General features: G+C 55.0%; 15 protein-coding genes. 11 read left to right on the top strand and 4 right to left on the bottom strand.

Annotated features, from left to right (window positions below; all coding sequences use genetic code 11):
• Positions 1–17 precede the first annotated feature (17 nt).
• Positions 18–1,367 carry a S41 family peptidase gene (locus Fuma_RS04325; protein WP_077023063.1) on the bottom strand — a complete coding sequence of 450 codons (1,350 nt, stop codon included), beginning with the start codon at positions 1,365–1,367 and terminating at the stop codon, positions 18–20.
• Between the two features lie 48 nt (positions 1,368–1,415).
• Here Fuma_RS04325 and Fuma_RS04320 point away from each other — a divergent pair, with 48 nt between their 5' ends.
• Together Fuma_RS04320 and rsgA are read left to right on the top strand one after the other, a co-directional pair.
• The gene (locus tag Fuma_RS04320) at positions 1,416–2,444 is read left to right on the top strand and encodes an aminotransferase class IV (RefSeq protein WP_077023062.1); all 1,029 of its coding nucleotides are present in this window, start codon (positions 1,416–1,418) and stop codon (positions 2,442–2,444) included.
• Between the two features lie 133 nt (positions 2,445–2,577).
• Positions 2,578–3,627 (top strand): ribosome small subunit-dependent GTPase A, encoded by a 1,050-nt coding sequence (gene rsgA / locus Fuma_RS04315; protein ID WP_099091862.1) that lies wholly within the window; start codon positions 2,578–2,580, stop codon positions 3,625–3,627.
• Positions 3,628–3,653: 26 nt separating this feature from the next.
• On the opposite strand, the gene Fuma_RS04310 is transcribed toward rsgA, so the two are convergent.
• The 3 genes from Fuma_RS04310 to Fuma_RS04300 are packed head-to-tail and all read right to left on the bottom strand — an operon-like array spanning position 3,654 to position 8,473.
• Entirely contained in the window at positions 3,654–4,952 is a 1,299-nt protein-coding gene (locus Fuma_RS04310; RefSeq protein ID WP_077023060.1) for a hypothetical protein, read from the bottom strand.
• 1 nt (position 4,953) lies between these two features.
• On the bottom strand, positions 4,954–7,233 hold the full coding sequence (locus Fuma_RS04305) for a hypothetical protein (protein ID WP_077023059.1): 2,280 nt from the start codon (positions 7,231–7,233) through the stop codon (positions 4,954–4,956).
• A gap of 58 nt (positions 7,234–7,291) precedes the next feature.
• A complete protein-coding gene (locus tag Fuma_RS04300) occupies positions 7,292–8,473 on the bottom strand; it encodes a DUF1559 family PulG-like putative transporter (RefSeq protein ID WP_077023058.1) in 1,182 nt (393 codons plus the stop codon).
• Positions 8,474–9,381: 908 nt separating this feature from the next.
• Between Fuma_RS04300 and Fuma_RS04290 the strand changes: the two genes are divergently transcribed.
• The 9 genes from Fuma_RS04290 to sufC all read left to right on the top strand — a co-directional run bounded on the left by Fuma_RS04290 (position 9,382) and on the right by sufC (position 21,054).
• Positions 9,382–11,445 (top strand): TonB-dependent receptor plug domain-containing protein, encoded by a 2,064-nt coding sequence (locus Fuma_RS04290; protein ID WP_083731791.1) that lies wholly within the window; start codon positions 9,382–9,384, stop codon positions 11,443–11,445.
• 102 nt (positions 11,446–11,547) lie between these two features.
• Positions 11,548–12,195 carry a TOL_0243 family YfiR-like periplasmic protein gene (locus Fuma_RS04285; RefSeq protein WP_077023056.1) on the top strand — a complete coding sequence of 216 codons (648 nt, stop codon included), beginning with the start codon at positions 11,548–11,550 and terminating at the stop codon, positions 12,193–12,195.
• On the top strand, positions 12,192–13,940 hold the full coding sequence (locus Fuma_RS04280) for an ATP-binding protein (RefSeq protein WP_077023055.1): 1,749 nt from the start codon (positions 12,192–12,194) through the stop codon (positions 13,938–13,940). Before Fuma_RS04285 ends, Fuma_RS04280 begins: the two co-directional genes overlap by 4 nt.
• A 327-nt stretch (positions 13,941–14,267) precedes the next feature.
• Positions 14,268–15,728, top strand: a complete 1,461-nt coding sequence (locus Fuma_RS04270; protein WP_077022387.1) for an IS66 family transposase — start codon at positions 14,268–14,270, stop codon at positions 15,726–15,728.
• A 114-nt stretch (positions 15,729–15,842) separates the two neighbouring features.
• Positions 15,843–16,262, top strand: a complete 420-nt coding sequence (locus Fuma_RS04265; RefSeq protein WP_145943978.1) for a hypothetical protein — start codon at positions 15,843–15,845, stop codon at positions 16,260–16,262.
• A gap of 261 nt (positions 16,263–16,523) precedes the next feature.
• Positions 16,524–18,245: a ribosomal protein L7/L12 gene (locus tag Fuma_RS04260; protein ID WP_083731790.1), complete on the top strand. Its 1,722-nt coding sequence runs from the start codon at positions 16,524–16,526 to the stop codon at positions 18,243–18,245.
• Positions 18,246–18,597: 352 nt separating this feature from the next.
• Positions 18,598–19,227, top strand: coding sequence for a helix-turn-helix transcriptional regulator (locus tag Fuma_RS04255; protein WP_077023051.1), 630 nt, complete (start codon positions 18,598–18,600; stop codon positions 19,225–19,227).
• 193 nt (positions 19,228–19,420) lie between these two features.
• The gene (locus Fuma_RS04250; protein WP_077023050.1) at positions 19,421–19,957 is read left to right on the top strand and encodes an NADH-quinone oxidoreductase subunit B; all 537 of its coding nucleotides are present in this window, start codon (positions 19,421–19,423) and stop codon (positions 19,955–19,957) included.
• 272 nt (positions 19,958–20,229) lie between these two features.
• Entirely contained in the window at positions 20,230–21,054 is an 825-nt protein-coding gene (gene sufC / locus Fuma_RS04245) for a Fe-S cluster assembly ATPase SufC (protein WP_077023049.1), read from the top strand.
• Positions 21,055–21,072: the final 18 nt, after the last annotated feature.

Raw genomic sequence — 21,072 nt, 5'->3', positions numbered from 1 at the left:
GTTCGCCGGTGAGACGTCTACTTCTCAAGCTGTTTCTTGATGTAGTCAATCGCCGTCGTCAGCTGAGTATCGACAAAGGTATCCGTCTTAGTCGCTTCGTCGTCTTTTTCTTCTGCATCCGAACCTGGTTGGGCGGCTGGCCCTAGCACGTCTTTTTTTGAACGTTGTTCATCCCACTGCCGCCATTGCTTGCTGGTGTAGGCCAGTTCGTAGCCTTCGTCGGGTGTGACACCCCACTGATCGGATTCTTTCATGTCGGGAAACCGGTGAATGTTGACTCCGCTGGGCCGGTGGTAACTGGCCGTCGTCAGCTTCAGTGCACTATCGCCTTCTTCCATGCGAATCACATTCTGTACGCTCCCCTTGCCCCAACTGCGTTCGCCGATGACGACTGCTCGCTTGTTGTCCTGCAACGCGGCACTCAACACTTCACTGGCCGACGCGCTATAGTTGTTGACCAGAATCGCGATCGGAAAATTCGGAAACGTTCCGCCTTTCCTGGCTTCCCACGATCGTTCCGGCACATTTCTCCCCTTCACGCTGACGATGTTGCCGCTGTCTAAAAACATGTCTGCGATTTCGATGGCCGATTCCAGCAAGCCGCCCGGGTTGAAACGCAGGTCAAGAATGAGTCCCTGCATCTTATTGGCCACCAGCTGATCGATCGCAGCTTTGACTTCTTCGGCCGTGTATCTGCTGAAGTGAGACAAGCGAACGTAGCCGATTTTGGGGTCGCCCTCCAGCATAAAGTCCCATTCGTTTTGCTCGTTGTAGCGGTCGCCTCGTACGGTCGGAGCTTTGATCAACTGACGTACCAGCTTCAGTTCTTCCGGCTCCGGATCTTCGCCTGCGTGGACCACCTGTACTGTCACCGGACGGCCGACGGGGCCTTGCAGCTTCTGCACGGCTTCACTCAGGTTCATGCCGTCTGTGGTATCGCCGTCGACGCCGACGATCACATCACCCGCTCGTATTCCTGCTCGAAAAGCGGGCGTGCCGGGTAGCGGACTGACCACAATTAGCTGCCCGTTCCGCATGTTGACGGTAATCCCGATGCCCCCAAATTCCTGTTCGACCATCTGGTTAAACCGGCTGACATCTCGCGGCGGAATGAACGACGAATACTGATCCAGGTGCCCCAACATGCCCTGAATGGCAGCTTCCATCAATTCGCGGCGATCTATGTCTCGAACATAGTTCACTTCGATTTGCTGAAAGGTTTCGACAAACAGCGACATTAAATCGTAATCGGTGAGCGTCTGCGGTTTTGCATCGTCAGCAAAAATGACGGCCGTCGGAACGGACGCAAGAGGGGCGGCGACCAGCAGAACGAGTAGGACTGCAGAACGCAGAGAAACTGACAGCATGTTGGGCTCCGAGGATGGAAGGAAGCGTGGCAGGAAGCGTACGATACCATGAACCTTAAGTTTATGATTAAGCGTAGCGGACGCGGCGCTTCGCGTGAAGTGCGGCTGCTGTCTGCAGCGTTCAGAATCGGCCACAAATCGACTGAGATTCGAATCGACGGAACAAACTTCATGGCACAACCTATCGCGTGGCTAAATGGTCGGCAGCTTGCGTTCGACCAGATGGCTCTTCCCGTGTGGGACCTGGGCGTGGTGGCTGGTGCCAGCATTTCTGAAATGGCACGCACCTACGGACATGTCCCATTTCGCTTGAAGGAACACGTGCAGCGGCTGGTCGATTCGTGCGAAGAATTGGGGCTGGAGCTGCCCTACGATCATCTCACGCTGACCGCAACGGCCACTGAATTAGTCGTCGAAAACTGTAAGCTGCTGGATGAATCGGACGATTTGGGCATCGTATGGTTCGTTACAGCCGGATCCAACGCGACCTATTTGGCCGAAGGCACCGTGCCCGGGCCGTCGGTGGGGATCCACACTTTTCGCTTGCCGTTTCACCTGTGGAAGGCTGGCGCTAGTGAAGGTGTCCGGCTGCGAATCCCACACGTTCGACAGATTTCGAATTCTATATTTCCGGTTCACCGCAAAGTTCGCAATCGGCTGCACTGGTGGTTGGCCGATCGAGCCGTCAGCGCGAATTCATCAGGCTGCCGCGCTCTTCTACTGGATGAAGACGGCTTCCTCACGGAAACCAGTACGTCCGCATTTTTCGGAGTCGTCGATGGCACGATCCTTTCACCACGCCGCAACGTTCTGGACAGCATGAGTCGCCGGTTGGTCCAGGAAGCTGCAACGGAACTCGGATTGCGTTTCGAACTAGCGGACCTGCCGGCATCCGCCATTCAGAAAATGAATGAGGTGTTTCTGTCGTCGACACCGGTCGGGTTGCTGCCGGTGCAGTCCATCGACGGCACTGCGTTTCCGGTGAACCAGCCTGATTCGGTGCTTGAGCGAATCCTTGGCTGGTGGACAGCGAAAACAGGTTTGAACCCACTGCAGCAAGTTCTGGAACGCAATTAGAATTTCCGCAGCGTCTCAGCGGGGCAGGCGACGTTAAGCGCGCGGCCAACGCCAAACTGGTCATCGGGCACCAAGAAGTTCGCGAACCTGTTCGCTGATTCCCGTGTCGTCGGGGCACAGGAGCATTATGGCCATGAATGCACAGGATCTTCGCACGCTGGGATGGCGGCCCGCGTTTCAACGACAGCTGTCGCCGGAAGAAGAGCAGAATTTGATTCCCGTCCGAGTCGCCGCGCACTTTGGAAGCCAGGTTCTTTGCCTGTCCTATTCGGGCGAATTCGCGTTGCCGACTGCGTTGATTCAGGCATGTGGCGAGGTGGCGGTCGGTGACTGGCTACTGCTCGAACCGGATTCCCGCCGAGGCGTCAGACGGCTGGAACGGGAATCGCTGGTTGCGCGAAGGGCGGCGGGGGAAAAAGTGCAGCGGCAGCTTATCGCCGCGAATCTCGACACACTGTTTATCGTCACTTCCTGCAATCATGACTTCAACCTGGCACGGCTGGAACGCTATCTTGCACTCGCCGCCGAAGCCGCGGTGGAGCCAGTCGTCATCCTGACGAAGTCGGACCTTTGCGATGATCCTCTGCCATTGCGTCAGCAAGCGATGCGTCTGAAAAGCGGACTGATTGTTGAGGCCATTGACGCTCGCGATCCCACGCAGGTGAATTCATTGGCCGACTGGTGCGGAGTTGCCAAGACCGTCGCACTGGTCGGTTCGTCCGGCGTCGGCAAATCGACGCTGGCTATGACTTTGGGAGTCGGCCCACTGGCGACTCAGGAAATTCGGGAAGACGATTCCCGCGGCCGCCACACGACGACGGCTCGGCACCTTCACCGTCTTGATGCGGGTGGTCTGCTGATCGACACTCCCGGCATGCGTGAATTGCAACTGGCCGACTGCGAAAGCGGCCTTGCGGAAGTGTTCGACGACGTGGTCGCCTTTGCCGATCATTGTCGGTTCCGCAACTGCACTCACGACACCGAACCTGGCTGTGCCGTCCAGGAAGCGATTGAATGCGGAGAACTGGACAAACGACGATTGACCAGCTTTCTAAAGCTGCAGTCCGAAGAGGCTCGTAATTCAAAGTCCCTCCACGAACGTCGCCAGGACTCACGCAAGCAGGGACAATTCTACAAAAGCGTCATGGCAGCCAAGCGGCAACGCAAAAGCGGCGAAGATTAGTAACGAGGCCTACGATATCATCGTATTCATGGCTCATCCGGCGACAGCGAAACGAAATCCTGCCTCTCTGCGTCCCATTTCAGATTGCGTCGCGCAACTTCCTTCATCCGCAGCTGCCAGTCAGCGATCATGGTCTGTTGGGTCCGTGAATCGATCGGTTGAGAATCTCCAATCGCGATCAGTGCCTGATTGCAAATGGAAGCGCGCATTTGCGGCCATTGGCCTTCAGCAATCTCCGCCCGCTTGAAGCGTCGACTCCGCAGCAAATTGTCGGCAGCTTCCATGGGATTCAGAGTTGGGTGAAGAGGGCGAGTGCGAATGACCGCATGCCGCTGTGCCCATGAAATGTGATCTGCAGGACCTGGACTCGGTCCCATAGATACTGCGATCGGTCCTACCATGAACGGAACATCGTGCACGATCGCAATCGGATCACGCGGCCATTTGTCTTTGTCGTCGCTGGCTGACACTATGGGTTGGTGCCAAGTCCACGGAAAGGGATGCCGAGTACCTGGCTGTGCAGGTTCGAACAACACTTGAACAATCCACGCAATCACCTGCTGCGTCTGGTCGTCGCCTTCTGTCAGCCGGGCGTATTTCCGTAGCCACCGGATGGCTTCTTTCTTACCACCACGTTGAAGTGAGTTAACAGCTCGGATCAGTTCGACTGAAGTTGCATCCGGCCATGAGCTGGCCTTATAAATCAAGTCAAGCTGTTCTGCGAGCGGAGGTCGTGGAGGAAATGTCAGGACCATTTCGCTGTTTCTAACAGTCGGTGTGTTCGACTGCCAGATGACAAGCTCCGTGTCATCAACAATCTTACGGTGTTTGGCCCACGCGACAGCAACCTGGAACTTTCCGCCCTGCTCAACATCCCAATTCGTTTCGCGCAGATCAAGTTCCACCGAAAAATCGCCATTGCGTTGCAGCGTACAGGTTTGATAAGTCGTGTCCTGCTGATCCATTCCAGTGGACCAGTCGGGATTGTCGTCAGCCATTTTGGCCACGTAGATGCTAATGCCCTGAAACCAATCCACAGGGACGAAGGTGTCTTCCTTTTTCACCTGGAGCGCCCCTGTCACTTTAGCGGTACGGCCAAGCGGATCGACTGCGACGGGTCGCCACACCACGCGATATGAGAGGAACCCATAACCTTCCGGCCGGGCTCCAAACCCGACAATATTTGTGTAACTCGATGAAATCTCCCAGGATTCAGACGACGATTGCGAGGAGTAGCTCGATGATTGGGGAGCGTTCTCATCGGCCTGAATCTTAATGGGAAACAATGCCGACCACAGCACAAAACTACAAATGGCATATCGCATTTTAGGGGGCCTTCCTGATTTCAAGGCGTGTCACCGCGGCCTTCGCGTCGACTCGAGTATTCCAAATCCACGTCTCCGCTAATTCCATTAGCTTTGCCTGGGCACGAGCGGTACCGATGGCTTCGAGGACGTCAACCACGTCAATGCTGCGCGATGTAAACCCCGATGCGTCAAAGCCCCTCAAAACGTAATCGAGGAAAGGTCCCCCAGCTGAGCCCAACTCCTCGATCGCAGACATCGCGAAAGGGCGATATCTAGCGTCGACCGCAGAAAACTCATCCTTGCCAAGTAGCTGATTCATCGGTTCAATTTCCCCCGAGACTCGGTACACGGCGACAGCAGCGGCCAGCCTCATCTCGGGACGTTCGGCGCTGAGGTAACTCCGCAACTGTGGCAGGCTTTCCTTTGCTGCCGCTCCAAATTCGCCAATGAAGGCGACGGCATCGTGCCGAGTCCAAAAGTCGTTGTGCGGCAGCTGTTTAACGGCAAACTGCAGAATCTTGTCGGAATGCTGATTGCGTTCCCGCAGAATCATCATCAAATACCTAACGCTTAAGTGACGTCTGAAGTAGGGATAGCGATTTAGATAGGAATCGTGCAGACGCCGAAACAACGTCTGCGGGGCTGTGGTCACACGCCCAAGCGTCTGAGCACAAAGGACCGTTGTGTGTTTCGAATTTTGATCACTCTGCAAGATGGCGTCGTTCAATATTTGCTCAATTTCCGCGTGGGCCGATTTGGTTTGCATTACAGCTTCGGCAAATCGATCCAACGGCATTTTTTGGTCTCGGTATGCCTGTAGCAAATGCTCCGCTACCTGCCTGTTGCTTTGAGGACAAGTTTCTGTCAGGACCCTCAAGGCCAGGTTCGCTTCAGACACGTTGTCGGATTTCGCGATCCGCAATATTTGTGGCACAAGCGGACCGGAATCCTCGAAGTAGCGAAGCCGCTCGAGCCCCGCGGTTCGGATATGAGCACTTTCATCCGACAGAAGCCGCTGACACAGAGATACTTCCGCCGGCGCCAGCTCATTGCCCCAAGAATACATTCCGAGTTCGACGTGCTCGCCGTGTTCGCGGTGTTCGCCGAGCGCACTCGACGATGCCCTTAGTTCCCGTACGACCAACTCGACGTCACCGGTAACGTCCCAAAGAGTCCCATGTAGCTCCGACAAAGCCTCAAGCAATTCCCAGTATTCGTCTTCCGACTCTTCTTTTGCTTTTACACATTGAGCCAAAGTGTCGTGTATTGCTGCACGGATCGCTGGCGCGGCCGAATGTGCTTGCTTGCCAAGCATCCGAATTGCTCTAACGCTTTCCCTGCAGACATTTGGATTTGAGTCAGCCAGCAGTTCTTGAAGCTCGGCAAGGTCGCGCAAGTCCGGAGGACCGGTGATCTCCATGCCTTGCATGTCGCCCCACCACCAATCATATGGCAACACCGGATCTTCTCTGTGGCGGACAATTATGGCCGGTATCGCTCGCCGAGCATGAATGCCATAAACGCAAAGAGCACCTTCCGCGGCGTGCCCAACGCCTGGCAGGTGCAACGCTGCCGTCAGAATTCGAACGGCTTCCGCAGGATCCGATCGGTTGCGTTTCACACTATTGACGGCACAGACACCGACCGCAGGTTCTTCATCATGGACCAACCGAGCCAGCAGTGGCAAAGTTACGTGATTCGAACCATCCAACGCGCACGCTGCTGCTGCCCTGCCCCTTGGGGCCGGATCAAGCAGATATCGTTCCAGGTCCGATGGGCTAAACGGCTTCAGTTGCGACAAAACTGCGATTGCGGACGCGCGAGCCGGACTGGATGCCGATCCCAACAACCGACTCACAGGCTCAATGCTGGATTCACCGATCGCAACCAGTGAAGCGATGGCTGAATTCCGAACGGCATAATCTTCGTAATAGAGATTCTGACAGAGGATCGGCACCGCAGGCGCAGCCCTAGCCTTCAGATGTGCCAGGCTGCGAATGGCCAACACATGGTCCGGATGCTTCCTGTCGCTTGCAATATCGCAGAGTTCAAAAACAAGTGGACGAACTGCGGTGTCTTCTCCGGCGATGTCACCGCCACCGCCACCGCCACCGCCACCGTCACCTTTTGCAACATAATCAAGGAATTCCGAGACAGAGGGTGTCTTCGATATTGCGTTGACGACAGCGTCCTGGGCGATAGCCCGACCACAGTCCGATTGTGTTGCAAAGTGCAGAACGAGGATCGGACAAATGCAGGCCCGAATGATGGCGAAAGCTGAGTGTCGGTAAGTGGCCACTTCATTGTCCTCGCAATGGCGAACGGGAATCGCACCTTCGGGCTGGCAACTGCGTTCGCTAGAAATCCTGCGAAAGCGGCGACTGCGGACGAAAGTTATGCCCGGTGACGACACCGCCGCACGTCACGCCTTTGATCGACCTGAGCGATGTACCTCGAGGCGTAATGATGTGAGCATACACGGTGGCGTCGATGGAGTCACTAATTGAACGTGCGGCTCCGCTGGCCATGCAGGCGTTAACAATACCGGGATGATGAGATGACGGAGTCGGAGTTCCTTCACCGAGATGCCGCTCGGAATTCGGTCGGCCGGTGCTGCCAGCCGGATTCGGTGGGTTAGGGAAGTTCTGTCCCAACGCGGTGGTGTATTCAACCGGGTAGATAAAGCCACAGTTGGCCGGGTCGGGATCAGAAAGTACGCCGGAAGATCCGGCATTCACATTTTCTGAAATTAGAATTGTATTGTCGCCGCCATCGTAAACGTCTCGGATACGGATGCTTTGGTTATGTCCTGACAGCGACGGCCAGCAGATTCCTGTCAAGCGAGTCAGGTCGGCATCGTTTTGGTCCACCCAGTCACAGTGAGTACAGTCCGCCTGGCCGCAGCGCCGTCCGTCTTCATTCCAATCAAACCGAATGACTTCCGGCGTATGGAGGTCCACCCAACGCAATGGACTGCCGGCGCTTAACCGTGCCTTGCGTGTTGCAAACTGTTCCAGGTCGCCGTAACCCATGTTGATGACGAAACTCATAGTGCCACCACTAGTCGCGGAATCGTCGTCCGGACAGGATAGGATCGACAGATGAACCTGTGCCAGTGGTATGTTTACCGTGCTGGTTGGAGGGGCATCTCGTTGCCACCGATCGTAGATATCCTGCCGGTCCAATTCAGGAAGGCATTCGACAATCCAGTTTATCCCGGCGGCTCCGCCATATCGCAAAAGCGTGAACTCTTCCGGAGTGCCAGGCGGGCACGCTGTGGAAGCAGGCGGGATCTTGCGAAATTGCCCAGCGCAGGGAAACTGTCCATTCTGGCGCTCCGTCACCTGTAGCACGGCGAGTCCAACCTGACGTATCCGGTTCAGGCACTGAGTCCTGCGGGCCGCGCTGCGTGCATTCTGGATGGCCGGCAGGATAAGTGACATGAGCGTAGCGATGATTGATATCACCACAAGCAGCTCGATCAGTGTGAAGCCGCTGCGAGCATCGGACTTGCGGTGGACGCAACTGGGGCAGTGCATGAGGCATCTCCGGGAAGATAAGAGAGTTAGAGTAGTTTCCCTTTTGTTGTGGCCGGCTCAGGCTCGTGGAAAGCAGCCGACATAGTCCGAAACGCTTACTCCGCAGCCACAAGTCAGAGAAATTCGCGGTGGGCCAGGCACGGAGTGGGTTACAGGCACTGGGCCAGCGCCGAGCCAAGACAGGTAACGTTGAAACCACCGAATCATCATGCCGGAAATTGTGGGAGATGATGAATTTTCAAGAGTGTGTAAGGCCCTGAACCTAAGGTGCCAATCATGCCGCAGAGCAGAACTTTCCACAGGACCTCCCACAGAGAGAATTTCCTACCGCCAAGTCGCCACGACAATCGGAAACTCGTCCTAAAGACGCGGTGGTGGCGAACGCGTCGATCAGAAACCGCTACCCGATTGTCCTCGCGTGCTTCAAAGGAATCTCACCGCTTCCGCTGGCTCGAAAATTCAAAGTGTTTCGCTGACTTGTCCATCGCGGCCTACTTAAATCAACCTGAACTTGCGCCCACTATGCTTGCGGGTCTTCAATTTGCTGCGGCCGTCAAGAGTCAATCGGTTCCGCAAGGCTTTGCGCACGTTCCTTGCACTCAGGTGGACCGAATGATGCAAGGTGGCTCGCGCGGCTTGAACGGGGGCCCTGCGAAACCAGCACGGCTAATTCTCGCACTTCTGATGTGAAAACAGCTTGTTTTGCGGTCTCAGCTGAGCCGCGGTCCGCATACGTTGTTGCAGTGCGGAGTGGGTGGTAGGCGGCTTTTGTTCTGGATTTCACGCACCAGGGATGTCCGCCACGTTATGGAGGGTTTCCAGAAGCGAATGAATACAGCGGCAAGTTAGACAATTGAACCGACGAGTAATGATTTTTGGAGCCTATCGCTTTCTTAGTAGACGTCATTATGCCAATCCTTCGAACATGCCTGTTCATGGCGGGCCTATCCTTCTTGCTTCTGAGCGTCAGCTGCAAAACGGCAGTCGCGCAACAGGCCGTGCTTCCGCCTGCGTTGGATGTCGTTGATTCTGAAGAAACACCAGACGACTTAGGTGATTTGGACGATCTGCTGGACGCGGACCTGAATCAACTGGCTGCGACCGACGTGGTCGTCCCGATGTTCAGCGAAGAAGTCACGACAGTCGCTCGTCAGGAAGGCACTGTAGCCCGATCGCCAGCGGCTGTTTTCGTGATCACGAACGAGATGATTCGTCGCAGTGGCGTTCGAAGTATTCCGGAAGCTCTAAGGCTAGCGCCGGGGGTTCAGGTCGCAAAAATTGATTCCAGCAAGTGGGCCATTTCTATTCGTGGTTTCAGTCAGCGGTTTGCCAACAAGCTGCTCGTTCAAATTGACGGGAGAACGGTCTACACACCGCTGTTTGCCGGGATCTGGTGGGATGTCCAGGATGTTCTGCTGGAAGATGTGGCTCGGATTGAAGTCATTCGAGGCCCCGGCGCCACCGTGTGGGGCGCCAACGCGGTTAACGGCGTCATCAACGTCATCACGAAATCTGCTGAGGACACTCAGGGAGTGTTCGCGGAAGTTGGCGGAGGTCGCGAACGAGAATATGTATCCGGCCGAATTGGTGGCGCGATCGAAGGCGGGGGAGGGTGGCGTGTTTACGGCAAAGGCTTTGACCGTGGCGCGGGATATTCCCCCACCGGCCAAGCTAGCGATGATTGGCACGCAGGACGAGTCGGATTCCGCGCCGACTGGAAACTGAATTCATCAGACATCATTACCGCTCAGGGCGACTACTATGATGGTGATACCGGTCAACGCGAGCGATTGCCGGTATCGGGTGCTCCATTCGGTATTGTCACCGATACACAACAAGCGGTGGGTGGCGGAAACGCTCTGCTGCGATGGACTCGAACCCTTGACGAAGAGTCCGATTTCTCCTTCCAGACATACTTCGATCGAACAGACCGGACATTCGGCGATACTGGTTGGCACGAACAAAGAGACACGATTGACTTCGATTTTCAGCACCGTTTTCCGCTGGCAGAGCGTCATTCCGTTATCTGGGGCGTCGGATATCGCAATACAAGCGACAAAATTACGGACAGTTTTCAGCTAAGGTACGATCCCAGCCATCGGTCAGACGACCGTTTTGGTTTCTTTCTTCAGGATGAAATCACACTCAGAGAAAACCTGTGGTACCTCACGCTGGGCTCAAAGTTTTCGCACAACGACTATACACAGTTTGAAATTCAGCCGACCGCGAGATTGCTTTTCACGCCGACGGATCGGCAGTCGTTTTGGGGGGCGATTTCGCGTGCGGTCCGAAGCCCTTCACGTTCCAGCGATGACATCACAGCTTTGGGATATGTCGGACCTTTCCCAACTTACACGTCACTCAATGGCAACACAGACTATGAATCCGAGAATCTTCTCGCCATGGAATTAGGATGGCGTGCCGCGCCAACCAACAATTTTACCTGGGATCTTGCCACGTTCTATAATCTCTACTCGGATCTGCAACAGCGTGTTGTGTCGGCTCCGTATTTCGATGCGGAACTCGGCGCAACGGTCCTGCCCATCGGCCTAAGAAATGGGCTGAGAGCAGATTCGTGGGGCTTTGAATTGGCGGCTACTATGAATGTCGCAGACGATTTTACATTGCACGGTGGATACAGCTTCCTCAGATTGCATGCATCGGGTGGCACGGTCGGCAGTCAGGGGCCACGAAATCAACTGTTCCTTCATTCATCACAGGACCTTAGTGATTGCGTCCAGTTTGATTTGATTGGTCGATACACGGACGCTTTGGCATCACCTCGGGTGCCATCGTACTTCGAGCTTGACACTCGACTTGCCTGGCAGCCCACAGAATCGACTGAGATCGCGTTAGTCGGACGAAACCTGTTAAACGGAGCACACCCCGAATTCGGCGACGACGCAATACTTGGAACATTGGCAACGCAGGTCAAACGCGAACTCTATGCCTCCTTCACCTGGCGCTACTAATGCTTCACTTCACACCACCTGCCTTCGACCAGCTTACTAAGAACACAAGCTAGCGTTTTTTCACCACGGCCGAGTTCTTGTTTTTCTTCAATCGGAACGCTCATGCGACTTCAACTCAGCATGCCTGACGAATCGATGATTCTGACGCAACGGCTGGTCGCGTGCGCGCTGGTTCTGGCTGTTTTTTTGTGCGATGTGGGAATTGCGCAGGAACGAGTGATCGATCGTGAGCCCAAAATCAAGGCCGTCTACGTTTACAAATTCATTCACTACATCGACTGGCCCGACGATGCATTCGCCGACGCAGCGGCTCCCGTTGTGATTGGCACTATCGGGCCGAATCCGGTGAATGCCTACTTAAAGCGAATCGCGTCCGGCCGCCAGGCGGGCGATAGAAGCTTGATCTACCGCGAAATCGTATCCACAGAACAAGCGGCCAGCTGTCATCTGATCTTCGTATCTGCCAACGCTTCCGCAGATCTTGTCACTGGCGTGTTTCAAGGCTTAAAGAACGCACCCGTTGTTCTGGTTGGCGAGACGCCCAGGTTCGTTTCAGACGGGGGCGTGATTGGATTTCATGTAGTCGACAACAAAGTGCGCCTGAAACTGTCGCTGCATGCCGCTACCTCAAGAGGGCTGAAAGTGAGCTCTCAATTGGCAAAATTGGCAGACATCGTCGACGAGAAACAACTCCCCAGGAAGACGACGCACGAATTTTCTGAAAAGAATCGGTTGGGGGCAGCACGATGAAGGGATTGATTCGAGACGCGTCGATTGCGAAGAAGTTGTGCCTGCTAACCGTACTCGCGGTCTTTATAGCACTCAGTCTCTGCTATGGTGCATTCATCCTTAACGACATCGCCACACACCGCGCGGCCACGCTGCGTCAAATTGAATCGCTTGCGAGCGTGCTGGGCAGGAATTCCGTTTCAGCATTGGAATTCGATGACCGCGACGCTGCGACCGAAACCTTAAGTTCATTGGCTGGCCAGTCGGCTATTGAGCACGCCGTACTCAGGGATGGGCAGGGCGAGATTTTCGCAACATTCCCAGCCAAATTACCAGCGAGTCTGACCGATCGAAGAAGCGAATTCCTGGAGGTGCATCGTCCGATTAACGTTTCACGAGCGACAAGTTCTATCGGCGCCATGGAGAATCTTGATGACCTGTTTGCCGATGATGCAGCGACACAAGCCCTCTCAGATTCAAACGGGACCGACAGCCCGAGCGAAGCAACAACGATTGGGCACCTGACGATTCGGGCCAACACAAACGAAATCTATTCTGAACTACGTGGTCGAACACTGGTTGCAGCCATTGTACTAGTGAGTTCCCTGCTGATTGGTGTGAGTATCAGCATGTATTTTCGCCACTCAATTACAATGCCTGTCCATAACCTGGTAACTGCGACTCGGGCGATCGCGGAAGATCGTGACTATTCACATCGGGTAACCAAACTCGGTGACGACGAACTGGGTGCCCTTGCCAACGCATTCAATGCCATGGTTGGTGAACTGGAAACTCAACAAAAACATCTGCAACTGGCATATGAGGAACTCGAGCAACGGGTGGAGCGACGAACAGAGGAACTGGCAACCGCTAACGCCGATCTTCAGCGTGAAATGGATAAGCGTGAATCTCTTCAGGAAGAATTAATCTCCGCATCCCGCCACGCGGGAATGGCAGAAATCGCAACTGGTGTGCTGCACAACGTGGGCAACGTGCTGAACAGCGTCAACGTGTCGGCGATCACTTTGGTCGACAGGGTAAAAAACAGCCATGTGCAAACAGTGATTAAAAAACTGGTCGACCTGCTTACTGAACATAAGGACGACCTGGCAACATTCTTCACCTCCGATCCACGCGGCGTTCAACTGCCTGCATTCCTTCAACAGCTGGCGGTGCACGTCGAAGCGGAAGGCAAAGAACAAGAGGACGAACTGCGAGCGATGATGGGGCACGTTGACCACATCAAGGTGATTGTCAGTCGGCAACAAAACTATGCTCGCATGGGTGGTATAACCGAAGACGTCGATCTAGTCACTCTCGTTAAAGATGCGATGGACCTGAACGGCGCCAGCAACATGAAATATGGAATCGAAATCAAAACGGATTTTGACGATGTGCCTACCGTAACCAGTGATAAGCACAAGATTCTGCAGATTCTGGTGAACCTGTTCGCGAACGCAAAGCAGGCTCTTTTGGCTTCTGAAACCGCCACCAAAACGCTGACGCTGCAGGTTCGAAGTGAAGGCGACATGGTAAGCGTTTCTGTGGGCGACAACGGTGTTGGAATCGCCGACGAAAACTTCAAGAAACTGTTTACGCACGGCTTCACGACGAAGAAAACCGGGCACGGTTTTGGCCTGCACAGCAGCGCTTGCTCGGCCAAAGAAATTGGTGGGTCACTTTCAGTTCACAGCGATGGCCTGGGAAAAGGGGCCGTCTTCACTCTCAGAATCCCAGCCGTCTCCGAAGCCGCTCAGCCAGTCTGACAGGCCGCGCTAAGGTGACTAACAGAGCCAACCAATCTGTGCCGCACACAATCCAAACACCTGCTTTCGCAGCCCAGCAATGGCTTCCAGAATCATGCCGCCGTGAAGGCTCCGCCATCCCGGTCTCACTGAAGCACAGAGCGAGTGTCTGCAAGACAAGCTTGAGCGAATCGAAGTGATTGGCAACGCGCTGGACCGCGCCGCACGCGAACTCTGTTTCTGCGTGGCTGCTAGTTTGAACAACCACAGGGCGAACCCATCGTAGCTGTCCATTTCAGCTTGGAGACTGGTCTTTTTCTGTCGGTTAGATTTTGATACGACAGGTGGATGGACACGGATGTCAGTCAGATCATCGCTGTGGAAGTGAAGCAGCTTGTGCTTAGCCTGCAGCGTGAGGTTGCGGAGCTGCGGGACGAGAACCGGCGGCTGCGTGATCGGATTGAAGAGCTCGAAGGTAAGAACCCCACAGAGCGACTCGACGAGGCGTTTTCGGTGACGGCGGAAGAGAGACGCCGCGCTGAAACGGGCCGCCGAAAAGGTCGCAAAAAACAATCCTCGGCGCGTCGCGGTCGTCGCACAACCGAGCAGAAAGCGGACAACGCCGAACGACGCGAACTCATTCTGCCGGAAGGTTACAACGTCGCAGAGTGCCGTTTCGTTCGGGAACGTTTCGTCTGGAGAGTGATCAACGGCCAAGCCGTGCAGGTCGTCTATGAAATCTATCACGGCCCCAACGGCGAGAAATCCGAAATTCCGGGCGTGTGGCCGCGGTCCGAATTCGGCATTGAAGTTCATATCGCGCTGGCTCGCATTGTGACCATCACGGGACTGTCGATCGACAAGACGTGTGCATTGATTGAATTCTTCTGGAATCTGCCGCTCGGCAAATCCCAGGCGGACGCTCTGTTGAATCAACTGGCACGGCGTTGGGAACAGGAATTCGAATCTCTGTGTGACCTGATGGCGTTCAGTGCGATTGTGCATGCAGACGAAACCAGTTGGAGTATCAACAGCGTGTGGGCTTTTTTGTCGGAGAAGGCGCGCGTGCTGATCTTCGGATGCCGCAAAGACGGCGACACACTGGCTCAGATCCTGTCGAAAGAGTTGTTTGGAGGCGTGCTTGTTTCGGACGATGCGGCCGTGTACCGAGGTTTCAGTCACGCACAGAAATGCTGGGCTCACCTGCTGCGGAAGGCCATCCGTCTGACGCTGCTGAAGCCGGACAACGAAGAGTACCAGCGACTGCTCGACGGCCTGCTGGAAATTTTCTACGCGGCCAAACGCCACGCCGCCGATGGTCGTCTTGGCGATGCCGGTCGTGCGGCGAAGGTCGATGAACTTGATAACACGCTGGCGGCTCTGCTGGTGCGTTACTGCGCCGAGGATTCCGATGTTCGGGCGGCCGACTTCGGCAAGGATTTTGACAACCTGGTCTCAGAACTGATTCGGCTGATGACGGAAGAGGAGTTGTTTTGTTTTGTGACAAGCCCGGCCGCGCCAGCAACGAACAACGAAGCGGAACGCAGTCTTCGCGGCGCGGCCATGGACCGTCGCACAGGTCGAACGAGCAAAACATCGAAGGGAGCCCGTCGCCGCAGCATTCTTACAAGCGTCCTGGAATCGCTGAATCTCCATCTGAAAACACCAACGCTCAGTTCCGTGGTGGCCGAGGTCATGACGTGGCAGCAGGATGGATTCAGTCTGTTTGATCGACTGAAACTTGAAGTCGGCCTGACCTCCGCGCCGCCCGGTCAGTCGCGACTGTCCAAACTCGTCCCCGCCAACTGAACACCACACCTCACGCTGCGCACCACGCGGAAATGGACAGCTACTGGATTGCTGCGCGAGCTGTTCTGCACCTACGATGCGGTTTACCGTTCAACAACCCAGCGGGGACCGCACATGCCACTCTACATGTTCCAAAAGTACCTCGATCCCGAAGGATATGAGACGAACAAAAAGATCAAGTTCGCGTCGTTAGTCGTATGTGTGATCCTTTATGCCATGTGGAAGAGTATTGTCGAGGTGCAGTTCTACTTCCTGGCACAGACTGCCACTGCCAGCATCATGGAAAACGGACTAATCCAGTACACCGACGGCGATGAGAGTCGTCGGGAAAAGCTGAGGGTGCCGGACAAGACATCCGGAAGCGTAAAGGTCGACTACCTGCCCGGCGTCGGGTTGGCTCGAATGCACGGCACACGAAACTGGACGCCAATTCTAATCTTGCTGGGCAGTCTATCGGTCGGCCTGATCCTTCTGGCCCCAGTGATTCGTGAGGCACGCGATTTCGCCAACGGAACCAACCGACGCAAGCGCTGACACGCTGCTGTAACGGTGTAAGCTACGTCCAAGACGTTTTGCCCGGAGAATGTGAGGGGCACACGCTGCGCCTACGAGGATTTTTCTGGTGACGGGATGCGTTTTCGTGAAGCACGTCTGCAGGCGAGCTGAGAGTTTGTCATTAAGGGCAGAATTGATTACGCTCAGGCACCGCCCAATGGCCTCGCTGTTCGGTCCGAAATACCGAGTCGCAGCCAAGCGTGATCATTGCTTCAAACGTCTCTTTGCGTGAGAAACACCATGTGGAAAGTTGTCAGAAACCTACTACTGGGAGGCTTGGCCTCTCTGACACTCGCGTCCGCAAACGCTCAAACCCCCAAAACGTCCGATTCGGCAGACCTTGTAAAAAGGATGGGAGGAGAAAAAGTCCTTCCGCTGAGTTCAGGTCCGCTGGTCAATCCCCTGTGTCGCTTTGACGAGCATCCGTGGTTTGAAATATCGAATCTCCGCCCAGGTTCGAACCTCCGCAATGCCTTAGAAATGGACTTTGTTTGCACCGGCCCCTTGACCGGTACTTTTCATGTGGTCGCGACCACAAACGGCAGGCAGCACCGATTTCCGATTTCCACAACGGTCTTGAATCAACGCCGAGGGCTGATTACGTGTAGCTACGATGTCCTCAAGGACAAAACGGAATTCGGAGCAGACGTGGAAGCGTACGTCGAATTTACGGATACAGCACCGATTGGCAACCGTCGCTACTATCGCTCGGCGCCAAAGCCAGTCAATCCGTTGTATTTCAAAGTGTCGAAGTCTGCGATTCGTGGCAACGTGCCGACGGTCACTTACGCGCGTGAACTTCGCCCCAATGAGCTAAGAATCTACGAGACCCGAAAAAAGAAATACGGCCCTCCGCCACCTCCACCAGCCGGATACTCTGTCGCCGAACGCACCGTCACGCTTGTCCCGGGAACCCCCGTGCTGGCCGCGTTTGAAGGGGAATGGATGAAGGCAGAAGTTCTCAGTGTGTCTCAAGCATCAGGAACGCCGAGAATCACAATTCACTGGCCGCAACTTGGCCACGCTCGCAACAAGTGGCATCCAACGTCTGCGATTGCGCTTTCGAAAGAGACCGTCGAAAAACTGGCAACAGATCCGTCATCTTTCAAACCAAGCGTCATCATCCCGGAAGGAGCACTCCAACCGCCACCTGCTGGCGAAGTGGTTCTGACCGCTGATGTCAAACTGGTTCCCGGTACCCCGGTTTCTGTCTACATCGTTGGAGGTGGATGGGAGTATAAGGTCACCAGCGCTACTGCAGGCACGGTCACCGCCATTCGAAACCCCCACGGTCGGCAGGAGGAGCAGTTTCGCCGCGATCAGATCACAATCCGCAAAGACGTTCTCGCTCAGCTGAAATCGCCAAAGGCTGTCGCCGAGTTTGCCGCTGAATTGACTGCGATGCGTAAAGCAACACGAAAGCGATCGTTTCGGTCATATCCGATCAGGATTGACATACCGAGTGGTTACGCACGCGTGACTGAAAAGACACCACTTAAACCTGGCATGAAATGCAAAGTTTCCTGGGGCAGCCGCTGGGATGAAGTTGAGCTGCTATCGGCCCCCGAAGACGGCGGCGTCGAAATCTATTGGCCTAAGTGGAGCAATAAATACGTCGTTACGCTGGAATCGTTGATCGCCAGCGAATCGGCAGTGCAAACGCCGATAGCCAGGAACAACGCCACCGCGGCGACCACTGAGAATGGAAAGAGCATGGCAGCGAGTCATGGCCCGACATTTCGCATCCGCCTGAAGGAAACGAAGAGGTCCCGCGTCGCAGTGATGAAGCTAATTATGGAGCTGACTGACGTCGATTTACCGACGGCTAAAGAGGTGCTGGACTTCACTCCGATCGTCGTGAAGTCGGGCCTGACAAGTTCAGCGGCCGAAGAATGGCGAGAGAAGTTTGAAGCAGCCGGAGCGGTGGTAACTGTCGAAGCAGACAAGACAAAGCAGGAATAGCATTCGCTTTCCATCTCAGATCGTGTCAGCCAAAGATATTCCGAACGCAGCACGTCCCCTCTGGCACTTGCTACGTGATAGGGGCGTGCCGGTAGGCAACGCCACGCATGCCCTTTATCGGCCAAATGGAATTGGGCGATAGCGGATCCATCCGAGGCGGATCACAACGGCTGTTCACCTCATGCCCATTCGACCGTACACCGCACACCGGCTGACATCCCAAAATCGACACTGCCACTGAGACCTGATCTCATTTACGCTATTTTTGGCACACTAAATTGCCAAAAGCTTTGGGCTGGCTACCATTCCGTCGAACACCAGTCAGTACCTCATCGCTTCAAAGCTGTGGCAGATGTCAGTGACAGACACCAAAGACCGCGAAATTCTGGAACACCTGCATCGCAGTGGCGAAGCAACGGTGCAGGATCTGTGCGATGTTTTGGATGTCACACGGAACGCCATTCGGCAGCGTATTACGCGGCTGGAAGCGAGCGGTGTGATTGTCAGTGATCAGCAGTCTCAGTCTCGCGGGCGTCCGAAAAACGTTTACCGCGTGACCGCCGAAGGGCTGCATTCGCTGGGGGAAGACTACCGCGAGCTGGCAGTTGTGTTGTGGGAGGCGATCGTCGGCCTTGAGGATTCCGCTGTGAAGGAACAGTTGATTTCTCAGGTTCGAGACCGCCTGGCCGACCGGTTTCGTCGCAAATTGACAGAAGGTCATTCGGCGGATCAGCGGCTGGATCAACTGGCTGAGGAAATGAGGTCGAGCGGTTTCAACGTAGAAAGCGACCATTCGGCTGCGTTGCCGATTCTGCGAGAAACCAATTGCCCGTTTCCGATGCTGGCCGATGTGGACGAAACAATTTGCCAGGTCGAACGGCAGGTGTTGGAACAGGTTTTGGGAGCTCCGGTGGAATTCAAAAACCGCTGTCGAGACGGACATCATTGTTGTGAATTTGAGGTACAGACGGCTGGGAAATGAGCGTTCTGAGTTCTCAAATCGGTGATTTCAAATTTGTCGCTCGGCGGTCCCAACCTTCAGAAAACGACGCACAGAATTGAACGAAAGTCTTGGCCTGATACAGTTTGCGGTTCGCAGCTTCCTGTAATGTGGCGTTATGGGATATCAGTCAAACCGCGAATTAAATGGTAAGCGTTTAGGGAAACGACTCGACATGACATGGATTGAAGGACGGTTCGAAGAAAACGTCATTACGACGACGATGGAAGATGCCATGAACTGGGGCCAGCAGTCCAGTATCTGGCCAATGACGTTTGGCTTGGCGTGCTGTGCGATCGAAATGATGGCGACGGGTGCCAGCAAGTACGACATTGACCGCTTCGGTGCGGGAGCTTTCCGAGCGACGCCTCGCCAGGCTGACCTGATGATCGTGGCCGGCACGGTCACCTACAAAATGGCCAGCCGAGTCCGTCGTTTGTACGAGCAAATGGCGGATCCGAAATATGTGATCGCAATGGGAGCCTGCACTGTCGGCGGTGGCCCATACTTCAAGTATGGCTATCACGTTGTGAAGGGCGTGGACCTTGTCGTGCCCGTGGACGTTTACGTTCCAGGCTGTCCTCCACGACCTGAAGCATTGCTGGAAGGCTTGATGAGAATTCAGGACAAGATTAAGGCCCGTAAAATCACCAAGGGCGAACAAAAACTGCCGATTCCGCATCACAGCGGCTACTCAGCGCTCAACGTTTAGTGTGGATCGACTTGCCGAGTCGACCGGATGCGACGTCAAATCGCTAGCTCCTTCATTCAACACAACAGACTCTCGAAATTGCATTAGCGAGTAGCCGCCCAAAGAAATCTGGCGGCGGTTCGCTTCAAGATAAACTTTCATGACTCGACTCAGAAAGTCGAGTCACTCTTCGAACCGCCACTTCGAAGTTACTAATAACTCACAACGTTTGACTGATATCCTGAGTGGTTCGCCCGCCGCGAACCGCTTCTTTAACAAGGAATTGCGACAGCATGAGCAGCCTGCTCAAAATCACCGATCTGCACGTTTCGGTCGCCGACACGCCCATTTTGAAGGGCGTCAACATGGAAATTCGCCAGGGCGAAGTCCACGCTTTGATGGGCCCGAACGGCTGCGGGAAAAGTACGCTGGCGTACGCTCTGGCCGGTCATCCGAAGTACACGGTCACGCAAGGCAGCATCGAAATCAGCTCGCCCGATGGCGAAACCGTCAACATCACAGAACTGGAAGCTGACGAACGAGCTCGTCTGGGCATGTTCCTGGCGTTCCAGTATCCGGTTGTGATTCCTGGCGTCAAAGTGGCCGACTTCATTCGCCACGCCATCAGCAACATCCGCAATCCAGACCGCAAAGAAGGCGAAGGTCTGGTTGGTATGCGAGAATTCCGCAAGGAAATCAAAGCGAAGATGGAAGAGCTGGGGATGGACGTTGAGTTCGCTCGACGATACCTGAACGATGGCTTTTCCGGCGGCGAAAAGAAGCGAATGGAAATCCTGCAGATGGCCATGCTGCAGCCGAAGTTCGCCATTCTGGACGAAACAGACAGTGGATTGGACAGCGATGCTGTTCGAGTTGTCAGTGAAGGTCTTGCCAAGCTGGCGGGCCCGGAAATGGGTGTGTTAATTATTACACACCACGAACGCCTGCTGGAATATAATCCACCGAAGTTCACTCACGTGATGCTGGGCGGCCGCATCGTCGAAACCGGCGACGCGGCGTTGGCAGAAGACCTGCACAACAATGGTTACGCAGGCGTGCGAGAGCGTCATCCAGACGCCGATGCAGACAATGCGAAGGCAGAAGCTGCTGCGGTTTAACTGATTACGTGTCGCGGA

Source organism: Fuerstiella marisgermanici (genome assembly GCF_001983935.1).
In the GTDB taxonomy this organism is placed as follows: Bacteria; Planctomycetota; Planctomycetia; order Planctomycetales; family Planctomycetaceae; genus Fuerstiella; species Fuerstiella marisgermanici.
Note: the sequence above shows the minus strand (reverse complement) of the source record. Positions and strands in the feature narration are given on the sequence as shown.